Here is a 10,743-nt window from a genome sequence, read left to right on the forward strand (position 1 = left end):
CATATTAACCCTCTTCTTACTAAGAAGAAGGGTTTTTCTTTTTATAGAATCCTTCTCCTATTATTCAAATCCATCATCTACAAACACTTAGGAGGAATTTACAATGACAACATTCAGAAAAGAAACTTTAGCCGTACATGGTGGTCAAACACCAGATCCAACAACAGGAGCAATTGCAGTACCAGTTTACCGCACGACAGCTTATCAATTTAATGATTCAGAACATGCGAGAAAATTATTTGCACTTGAAGAACCAGGTAATATTTATTCGCGTATTATGAATCCAACAGTTGATGTATTTGAAAAACGTGTCGCACTTTTAGAAGGTGGAGCAGCAGCAGTTGCATTATCTTCAGGAATGGCAGCGATCTCGTTCTCTATTTTAAATATTGCGCGTGCTGGAGATCATATTGTAGCGGCATCAAGTTTATACGGCGGTACTTACAATCTGTTTGCGAACACACTTCCTCGCTACGGTATTACTGCATCGTTTGTAGATGAACGTGATCCAGAAAAATTTGAAGAAGCAATTCAAGAAAATACGAAGGCCATTTACGCAGAAACAATTGGCAATCCAAGTTTATCAATTGTTGATCTTGAAGCATTAGCTGAAATTGCACATAAACATCAAATTCCATTAATTATTGATAATACATTCCCATCACCAATCGGCTGTAACCCAATTGAATTTGGAGCAGATATCGTGATTCATTCAGCTACGAAATGGATTGGTGGTCATGGTACGACAATCGGTGGCGTAGTTGTAGATGCGGGTAAATTCGATTGGACACAAGGGAAATTCCCAGACTACACAGAACCAGATGCTTCATATCACGGTATTCGCTATGGTATTGATGCGGCTGGTGCAGCATTTGCGACTCGTTTACGCGTACAATTATTACGTGATTTCGGCCCAACATTAAGTGCCGATGCAGCATTCAATTTAATTCAAGGTTTAGAAACGCTTCATTTGCGTGTACCTCGTCATAATCAAAATGCTGAAAAAGTAGCGAATTTCTTAAAAGATCATAATCAAGTAGAATGGGTTCATTACAATGGATTTGTAGGTAGCGAATTCGCACCATTAGCGAAAAAATATTTACAAAATGGTTTCGGTTCAGTGCTTACATTTGGCATTAAGGGCGGACGTTCTGCAGGCAGTGATTTCATCGACAATCTTGAGTTATTCTCTCACGTAGCAAATGTGGGGGATGCCCGCTCATTGGTCATTCACCCTGCTTCAACAACTCACCAACAATTAAGTGCAGAAGAATTAATTCAATCGGGCGTACCAGAAGAATTAGTCCGACTTTCAATCGGTTTAGAAAATGCGAATGATCTTATTGAAGCGTTAGAAAATACATTTGCAAAAATCGCAGTCGTAGCAAAATAATTCGGTAGTTTTTAAAGTCACTCCAAACTTTCTAAAAGGGTGGGGTGCTTTTTTTATTTCAACGACATTTATAATAGAAGAAACACCGTTTTTTTCATTGATTTGACTAATCAGTGACCTTTTGAGAAAAACAATTGTCCATATAGGAAAGATTTTTCTTGAAATATGTATGCTGATAAGATACAATTTGCATTAAGTTGTTTAATGGACGTTATGCATAAATGACATGATTTTAAAGTGTGGAGGCGAGTATTATGACATCAGTGAAGGTAGCAATCCTCGGTTTTGGTACTGTAGGAGAAGGTATTTATAATATTTTTCAAGAGAAGCGCGAGCAGTTCAAAGAAAAGCTAGGCGCTGATTTAGAAGTAGCTAAAATTCTAGTAAGAGATGTTTCAAAAAAGCGTGAGGGGATTGACGCAGCACTATTCACAGACAAAATGGAAGATGTGTTAGCTGTGCCAAATCTAGATGTAGTTTTTGAAGCAATTGTAGGCGAAGAACCTGCATATAGCTACGTAAATCAAGCTTTAGAAAATCGTGTGAATATCGTCACTGCAAATAAAGTGATGTTTGCAAAATTTGGCGATGCATTACAAGAGAAGGCAGCAAAATTAGGTGTGCAAGTTGGTTTTGAAGCGACTACTGCTGGTGGTGTGCCGGTAATTAAGACAATCGAAAATATTTTACGTGTGAATAGCGCGAAGCATATTCAAGGGATTTTGAATGGTACTTCGAATTATATTTTATCGAAAATGCGTCTTGAAGGTGTCACTTTTGAAGAAGCATTAAAAACTGCACAGCAACTAGGCTACGCAGAAGCAGATCCATACAATGATGTATCTGGACAAGATGCTTTCAAAAAATTAATGATTTTAAGTAGTTTAGCATTCGGTGAACAACCGAAGTGGGAAGATGTTAAAGTCGTAGGGATTTCAGAAATTACTTTAGCACAAGTTCAACAAGCTGCCGAAAATGGCCAACGCTACCGTCATATTGCCGAAGTAGGCTTAGATGCAGCAGGTAAGGTTGTCGCTAAAATCGGTCCTGAATTAGTCGATGCAGATCATCCACTGTATTCAATTGATGGCGTAGACAATGCCGTAGCTTTAGAAACAGACTATATTGGAAAAATCACTTTAGTAGGCCCTGGAGCAGGTATGTATCCAACTGCTTCAGTGATGATTGAAGATTATGCAGATATGATCGTAAAAAAGCCTGCACTCGTAACAGTTTAATAGAAGTACGGAAGTAAAGGTCAGGGTGAGTGCAATTGCATTCACCTTTTTTTTGAAAATAAAAAGCGTCAGAGAATTTTCCTTCTCTAACGCTTTTAGTCTAATTACATAATTTCAGCTAACATCGTATCGATGAATGATACTAAAATAGCTGTAGCTTCTTCAATTGTTTCCTTACCAGTAAAACCTTCAAGTGCATCGAAAGCGATGTTAATTTCCCAAATACCTTCATCACCTGAGAAACTAGCTGATGATGAACCTAGCATTGACGTAATATGCTCTTTAAAGTAATCCTTCATAGCAGGGCCGTGTTTCTTTTGAATACGTAATCCGAAAAGTGCAGTGTACACCTCGAACATCTCGTCAAATTCAATTACGACTGCATCCATCTTATGTGCTTCAAGATCTGCAGATTCTAAATAAATATAGTGTTCTTGATTCGCTTTTAAAAATTCAATCGGTTGTTGTAAAAAAGTTGTTTCTTCTTTTGCGATTAAATCGTCCGTTGTTTTATTACAACGCTCAATAGTAGTGAAATTCATATAAATACCTCCGTAAAATGTCTCAATTCGTCTAGTATACCATGTTTATAACATTAGTCTTCGTCTTTAATATCGATGTCTTCAGGAATCGGCGTGTTCTTCCAAATATCGATCTCATGCTTTATTTGTTCAAGCTCTTCAAAATAACGGTCGAACTGCTGTGTATTAATTAAAAACTGTTCTCCATCATGAACGGAGTGGATTCGTCCTTCTAAAACATAGCGCATTACTTGAGCTTCGGGCATATTAATATCTAGTGCAGTTTCAGCTACAGATTTATACATAACGGATTCCTCCTTTTCCCTCATTATAATCCAATATTCACCTTGCCTCAATAAATCAAAAATTGGTATATTTAAGATTAATTACAAAGGGGGTAATTTTCTTGTCAAAATCATTACCATACATATTCGTTTTAATTGCGGCCGTCCTATGGGGAACTGTTGGCACGACGCAAACATACTTAAGTGATGGCATCCAACCAATCACGATTGCGATGATGCGTTCATTAATTGGCGGAGGGGTGCTACTAATTATTGCGATCGTCATGAAGTCTATTTCATTTAAAAATTGGTCGTGGAAACAAACCTTCTTTGCAGCTTTAGCGATGGCATTATTCCAACCATTATTTTTCATGTCGGTTAATTTAACAGGGGTGGCAGTCGGTACAGTCGTAACAATTGGTAGTTCACCGATTTTTGCGGGTATAATTGAATGGATGTATTTAAAAAGACAACCAGGCAGGACTTGGGCAATTGCGACGGTATTATCAATCGTCGGCTGCATTATGTTATTTATGAGTAGCGGTGAAACGGTCATTGTTCCAGCCGGGATTGCTTGTGCATTACTTGCGGGGATTGCCTTCGCAACTTATACACATGTGAGTAAGTTTTTATTAGAAAAAGAAGCGGCTCTTCCCGCGGTGGCGATGACATTTACAATTTGTGGATTAATTCTATTGCCAATCTCACTATTTTTAGGTGTGTCATGGATTACGATGCCAGCCAATTGGTTACCATTATTAGTAATGGGCGTTTTCGGTACGAGTATCGCTTATTTATTATTCTTAACAGGCTTAAAGAAAATTGCTTCTTCTGCAGCAGTGACGCTTTCTTTAGGTGAGCCTTTAACTGCAGCTTTATTAGGTGTACTCTTAATAGGAGAACATCTGAGTGTAGTCGCTTGGTGTGGTGTAGCGCTACTACTTGGTGGAATATTAGTCGTAACATTTAAAAGAAATAAGCAAATAAATATGATTTCTTAAGAAAATCTTCATTTTTATACTTAGTCGCTCTTCATTTTTAGTCGGTATAGTAAATGTAAGGTAATTAACAGGAGGGTTTTGTATGGAATATACAATTTTAGTAGCGGATGATGATCAAGCGATTCGTGATGGCATCGAAATTTATTTAAAAAATGAAGGCTACCGCGTTGTGAAAGCAGCAGATGGTCAAGAAGCATTGGATGTACTATCGAATGAAGATGTACATCTTGTCATTATGGATGTTATGATGCCTAATTTGGATGGCATTGCAGCTACTTATAAAATCCGTGAAGAAATGAATATTCCCATCATCATGTTAAGTGCCAAAGTTGAAGAAACAGACAAAATATTAGGGCTTTCAATGGGAGCGGACGATTATATCGGCAAACCTTTCCACCCGTTAGAATTACTAGCACGCGTTAAATCACAATTGCGTCGATTTATGACATTTGGAACGTATGAACAGAAAGCTTCCAATGAAATCGTAGTAGATGGACTAACTTTAAATCCAGACACAAAGCAGCTTTTTGTAGAGGATGAAGAAGTGAATTTAACGCCGATTGAATTTAAAATTACGCAACTCTTAATGGAGAATGCAGGGCGTGTTTTTTCAATCGATGCGATTTATGAACGAGTATGGAAAGAACCAGCGTATAATGCGGATAATATTGTAGCAGTGCATATTCGTAAAATACGTGAAAAAATCGAAGTGAACCCTAAAAACCCTAAGTATGTGAAGGTGGTATGGGGAGTTGGCTACAAAATCGACAAGTTATAAATCGACTATTTGGTCGATCATCGCATTAATTATTGCAGTTCTCAGTCTCACGTATTGTACCCAAACACTATTTGGCAGCCCAGCTTTGGACACAACAACAATACTCGCGAAACTGAAAATGTTAGGAGCAAATATGAATGGATAAATTTTATAAAATATTTATTTCCTTTAGTTTGATGCTTGTATTAATTTCATTATTTACATTTTCATCATTCGGAAATAAATATTCAGCAAACTATTTAGATTCTACATCTTTCAATGAAAAGTTGATCGAGTTTAAATCGAAATTAAGTCATTTTGAATTGAATCGTTTAAATAAAGAGGAAGCATTGAAGCAGTTGGATGTGACAGATGAAGAAATTCACTCATATCGTTATAGTTACGGTTCATTAAGTGAACAAGTTTCGAATATTCATATGCAATATGAAACAGACTTACAAGATGCCAAGGAAATGAAGGCAGTAGAATTATATAAACGTCTGAAAAAAGAACGTGATACGAAAGTAAAAGATATTACGAAGAACTTTGAAGATAATGATTATGTAAAAGAGAAAATTTTAAAAGATAAGAAGAAGGAATTAAATAAATATTATAAAGAGCTTGAAAGCCATATCGCTACTATGAAAAGCGAGTACCCGTATTTCTCATATGAGTTGAAAAATGTGAAGACGGGCAAGGAATTCAAAGGCGGGGACTTGGAGAATGCGAATTATTTCCGAGTAGATTACACTTCGAAAGGCAATAGTGCTTTCAAAGATACGCGTCCTTTAACGGAATTAACGTATGCAATTCCAAATTCTGATGGGGATCAAACTGCATTTGAAAATATTGAAATTCCGCTTACGAAAGATGAGTATACCGGGACAATTTCGATTAGCGATGAAGCAGCAGCCGGATCAGAAATCGAAAAAATGGTCATGAAATATGACATTATTCATAATGTTTTATTGATCATATGGATTGTATCCATCATTTGTTTATTCATCTCACTTATTTTAATTTGGAGTAAGCGTAAAATTTATAAAAAAATTAATATTGCGATTGAGTTCCAATTATTTTTCGTCGTGATTCTAGGAATAGTAGGCCTTGGTGCTTCGGTTGAAATCATCAATGGAATCCGCAACTTCAGAGATTACGCTGATATTATGGAATTCATCTATTATTCATATGCATTTTTACTTTTACCAATCGTTTTATGGGTTGTATGTGCATGGTTTATTAGTTTCGTCATGTCGATTATTTTGACAGCACAGGATTTACAAGACGCTTGGGAACACTCATTATTGAAAAAAATGAAAGCTGTCGCAGAAAGCTTGATGAAAGTAACGCCGCTTGTTTTAAAAATCATGGCATACTTAGTCGTAGTTTTCCTAGCAGGATTTGGTTTCTGTGTGATGCTTTTAAATGCGTTTGAAGGCATAATAGTGATCATCTATCTCATTTTATTCATACTATTTGTGGTTCCAACATCATGGTATTTCTTTAAAAATGTTGCTGATTTAAGTGCCATTATGAGAAGTTCAGAAAACTTCGTGAAAAATAAGAAAAAGACTGAGATCACAGTTTCGAAACGATCTAGTTTCAAACAACATGCGGATGACGTCAACCAAATGCAATCGGGTGTTGTAACATCTCAATTTGAACAAAATAAGAGTGAACGTTTAAAAACAGAATTAATTACGAACGTAAGTCACGACCTACGTACGCCATTAACTTCGATTATTACGTACACTGAATTATTGAAAAAAGAAGGCATTTCAGATGAAGAAAAACTTCAATATGTGGATGTTTTAGATAAGAAATCACAAAGACTGAAAACATTAATTGATGATTTATTCGAAGTATCTAAAATGAGTACAGGGAATATTGATTTGCATCGACAAGATGTAGATTTAGGCCAACTCGTACAACAAGCTGTTGGTGAACATGAAGGCGATATTGAAAAATCAAATTTACGATTCAATGTAAAAGTACCAGAAACACCTGTTACTGTATTAATCGATGGTCAAAGATATTGGCGAGTAATCGACAATTTAGTCGGCAATGCGATTAAATACGCAATGGAAGGTACGCGCGTATTTATTACACTTGAAGAAACACCAGTCAGTACAGAATTAGTTGTAAAAAATATTTCAAAATATGAAATTAGCGAAGATGTGGATGAGTTGTACGAACGATTCAAACGTGCCGATTCATCCCGTCATACAGAAGGTTCAGGATTAGGGCTGGCCATTGCACAATCGATCGTGGAATTACACGGAGGCTACATGCGAATCGAGATTGACGGAGACCTATTCAAAGTAACGGTGACACAACCAAAGAATTAAAACGAAAAGCGCAGGTGGCTCGTTTATCTCGAGAGCACTGCAGAAAACGAAACGAAAGTAAGCGCTCCACCACTTTCGTCCGAGTTTTTGAAGTGACTCAAAGAGATAAGCCACCGAAGCTAGACAGAGAGAGAAAAGCGCAAAACGCTCGCCCATATGCGAGGGTACTGCAAGGTTTGAAGAGAAAGTAAAAGCTCCACCACTTTCTCCCGAAAACCTGAAGTATCCCATAGCATATAGCGTTTGGAGCTAGACAGAGAAAGAAAAGCAAATCACGCTCGTTCATATGCGGAAGATCTGGAAAATTCGAAGGAAAAGTAAAAACGAAAAGTGAAAAACGCTCGTTCATATACGAGGGTACTGCAAGGTTTGAAACGAAAGTAAACGCTCCATCACTTTCGTCCGAAAACCTGAAGTATCCCAAAGTATATAAATGATAATTTAAAAATGTACAAAAATGCTTGAATAACTATGTACAAAATCGACGTTCATTTACATACTAATGTTGAGGTGATTAGTATGTATATATCGTTAAATGTACAAACGGATTTCAAAATAAACAGTCTTTCAGACTTACCAAAATTCAAACAACTTATGGAGCATTTAAAAATGAAAATTAATAAAAGTCAATTAGCTAGAGAATTAGGTGTAGATCGTAGAACAATTGAAAAGTATTTGAACGGATTTGTGCCGAAGCATAAGCGAGACAAACCATCTAAAATTGATAAATTTTATCCGATTATAGCAGCTCTTTTATCAGAGGATTCCAAACAGAAATTTTATTATCGTCGTGTATTATGGCAGTATTTAAAAGATAATCATGGATTGGACTGTTCTTCGTCAAATTTTCGTGCCTATATTTCCAAAATCCCTGAATTCAAATCTTATTTTGAAGAAGATAAACGCATTACTTCTCTTAATGGAGTTGCACGTTTTGAAACACCACCAGGCAAACAAGCTCAATTAGATTGGAAAGAAAGTATTTTATTTGAAACAAAAGAAGGCGAACAAGTAGAGGTAAATGTAGCAGTGCTTGTCCTTTCTTATTCACGACTGCGCACATTTCTTTTAACAATTTCAAAAACACAAAATGTTTTATTTTCATTTTTGACAGAGACATTTGAAGCGCTTGGGGGCGTTCCATCTGAAATTATTACAGATAATATGAAAACAGTAATGGATGAGGCAAGGACCGAGTATACTCAGGGGAAAATAAATACCAAGTTCGAACAATTCGCTCAGGACTTTGGATTTAAAGTACGTCCTTGTGTGGCAGGAAGACCCAGAACAAAAGGAAAAGTGGAAACAACGATGAAATTAATTGATGAAATTCATGCTTATCAAGGTCAGTTGACCTTAGAGGAGTTACAGCAATTTGTGCAAGACTTATGTAATCGTGTAAATCATGAAATACATCAGGGGACTGGGAAAATACCAGTTTTTGAATTCAAAAAAGAAAAGAACCTCTTACAACAGCTACCAACTGAAAAAATAAGAGATTCTTATCGCATTAAACATACACTTGTGAAAGTAAATGCATCCAACATGATTTCTTATAAATCAAATCAGTACTCTGTACCCTCAGAATACCAAGGGAAAAAAGTTGGATTACAAGTATATGATAATCAATTATGGATTTATTATAACATGAAGCTTATCGCACAACATTCTATAAGTAAACAAAAATTAAATTATCAAGAAACACATTATCAAGAAGCGTTAGGTATTTCATTACCTGATTACCCTGATATTGATACTTTAGCAAAACGAAATTTAAATGCGATCGGAGAAGTGTATAAATAATGAATACGATTTCTACAAATTTTCAACAACTACTTCAGAACTTAGAATATTTAAATTTGAAGCAAATGACGTTACATTTAAATGAAGTCTTAGACTTCAGTGTGAATAACCAAGTATCATTTATCGATACACTAATCAAATTAACGAATTATGAAATAGATGTACGCGAGCAAAATATGACACAGGCAATGGTGAAAGTTGGAGCGTTTCCACACCGAAAGGAGTTGAAAGACTTTGATTTTACTTTTCAGCCTTCGATCAATCAAGAACAAATTCTAGATTTTTTAACGCTTCGATTTATAGAACAAAAAGAAAATATAGTTTTCTTAGGACCAAGTGGTGTAGGAAAAACACACCTAGCTACTTCGATTGGGATTGCCGCAGCGAAAAAAAGGACTAGTACGTATTTTATTAAATGTCATGAATTAATCCAAAATTTGAAAAAGGCACTCCTAGAAAATCGATTAGAAAGTAGATTAAAGCATTATTCGAAGTACAAACTTTTAATAATTGATGAAATAGGTTATTTACCTATAGATACAGAAGATGCGAAGCTATTTTTCCAACTAATTGATATGAGATATGAAAAGAAAAGTACCATTTTTACTACAAATATAAACTTTAAAGCCTGGGACGAAGTCTTTCAAGAACCCAAACTAGCTAATGCGATATTGGATCGTATTTTACATCACGCAACAGTAGTTCCGATTGTTGGAGACTCTTACCGAATAAAAGATTATTTAGATAAAGAAAGTGAGTAAATCTGTACATCTTTATACAAGCGGAAATGTACATATTTGTATTGACATTTATAAAGTATATAGCGTTTGTAACTAGACACCAAAACCCGAGAAGAAAGCCTTTCATTCAAAACTTGAGACAATGCTAATCCCGAGAAAAAAACCTTTCACTCAAATATCGAGCCCACGTTACCCTAGCTCATCTCCACAACACCAAAGAAGTTAAAATAATTCATACTTTATTTCTTTCCACTTTGGGTTAGAAAAAAGCAAAAAAAGAAACCGCGATCAGTCGCGGTTTCTTTTTTTCTTATTATAAATCTTGCCAACTCGATCGATTTTGAATTTGGATCATAATTTCGTTGGCATGTCTGTAGCAAAGCGCTGCTTCATAAAATTGCTCTCGTTCCATAAATACTTCACCGAGTACATATGTGTATTTTTGAACATTGATGAGATCGAATCGTTCATAGAAATAATCGATGGCATCTTTGAATAAATCAATCGATGTTGGCACAATATGATGAATCATTGTGAACTACTCGCCACTTAGCTAAACCTTGCGGTTCTTCACGCTTGAAGTGGGAGCTTCTTGGGAATAGAGCGTACTTGCAAGTGTATTTCTTTACTTGCAGCGGTTTCTCTTATTTGACCGAGC

The 10,743-nt window shown here is 36.0% G+C and carries 10 protein-coding genes; 7 read left to right on the forward strand and 3 right to left on the reverse strand.

Annotated features, from left to right (window positions below; translation table 11 throughout):
• The first annotated feature begins 103 nt into the window (after positions 1 to 103).
• Both DF281_RS10350 and DF281_RS10355 read left to right on the forward strand, forming a co-directional pair.
• Positions 104 to 1,393, forward strand: a complete 1,290-nt coding sequence (locus DF281_RS10350; protein ID WP_109350184.1) for an O-acetylhomoserine aminocarboxypropyltransferase/cysteine synthase family protein — start codon at positions 104 to 106, stop codon at positions 1,391 to 1,393.
• Between the two features lie 254 nt (positions 1,394 to 1,647).
• The gene (locus tag DF281_RS10355) at positions 1,648 to 2,631 is read left to right on the forward strand and encodes a homoserine dehydrogenase (protein WP_109350185.1); all 984 of its coding nucleotides are present in this window, start codon (positions 1,648 to 1,650) and stop codon (positions 2,629 to 2,631) included.
• 104 nt (positions 2,632 to 2,735) lie between these two features.
• On the opposite strand, the gene DF281_RS10360 is transcribed toward DF281_RS10355, so the two are convergent.
• Entirely contained in the window at positions 2,736 to 3,173 is a 438-nt protein-coding gene (locus tag DF281_RS10360; protein ID WP_109350186.1) for a hypothetical protein, read from the reverse strand.
• 53 nt (positions 3,174 to 3,226) lie between these two features.
• Positions 3,227 to 3,457 (reverse strand): DNA-binding protein, encoded by a 231-nt coding sequence (locus DF281_RS10365; RefSeq protein ID WP_109350187.1) that lies wholly within the window; start codon positions 3,455 to 3,457, stop codon positions 3,227 to 3,229.
• A gap of 101 nt (positions 3,458 to 3,558) precedes the next feature.
• On the opposite strand from DF281_RS10365, the gene DF281_RS10370 reads away from it, so the two are divergent.
• The 5 genes from DF281_RS10370 to istB all read left to right on the forward strand — a co-directional run bounded on the left by DF281_RS10370 (position 3,559) and on the right by istB (position 10,106).
• Entirely contained in the window at positions 3,559 to 4,437 is an 879-nt protein-coding gene (locus DF281_RS10370) for an EamA family transporter (RefSeq protein ID WP_109350188.1), read from the forward strand.
• A gap of 82 nt (positions 4,438 to 4,519) precedes the next feature.
• The gene (locus tag DF281_RS10375) at positions 4,520 to 5,215 is read left to right on the forward strand and encodes a response regulator transcription factor (protein WP_109350189.1); all 696 of its coding nucleotides are present in this window, start codon (positions 4,520 to 4,522) and stop codon (positions 5,213 to 5,215) included.
• A 137-nt stretch (positions 5,216 to 5,352) separates the two neighbouring features.
• Positions 5,353 to 7,542: a sensor histidine kinase gene (locus DF281_RS10380; protein ID WP_109350190.1), complete on the forward strand. Its 2,190-nt coding sequence runs from the start codon at positions 5,353 to 5,355 to the stop codon at positions 7,540 to 7,542.
• A 519-nt stretch (positions 7,543 to 8,061) separates the two neighbouring features.
• Complete coding sequence (gene istA, locus DF281_RS10385) at positions 8,062 to 9,345, forward strand: IS21 family transposase (RefSeq protein ID WP_109350191.1); 1,284 nt, start codon at positions 8,062 to 8,064, stop codon at positions 9,343 to 9,345.
• Positions 9,345 to 10,106, forward strand: coding sequence for an IS21-like element helper ATPase IstB (istB, locus tag DF281_RS10390; protein WP_276309017.1), 762 nt, complete (start codon positions 9,345 to 9,347; stop codon positions 10,104 to 10,106). Before istA ends, istB begins: the two co-directional genes overlap by 1 nt.
• Positions 10,107 to 10,398: 292 nt before the next feature.
• Here the strand turns inward: istB and DF281_RS10395 are convergent, their stop codons facing one another.
• Positions 10,399 to 10,617 (reverse strand): hypothetical protein, encoded by a 219-nt coding sequence (locus tag DF281_RS10395; RefSeq protein ID WP_109350192.1) that lies wholly within the window; start codon positions 10,615 to 10,617, stop codon positions 10,399 to 10,401.
• Positions 10,618 to 10,743: the final 126 nt, after the last annotated feature.

This window comes from Kurthia zopfii (assembly GCF_003143955.1).
Classification (GTDB): domain Bacteria; phylum Bacillota; class Bacilli; order Bacillales_A; family Planococcaceae; genus Kurthia; species Kurthia zopfii.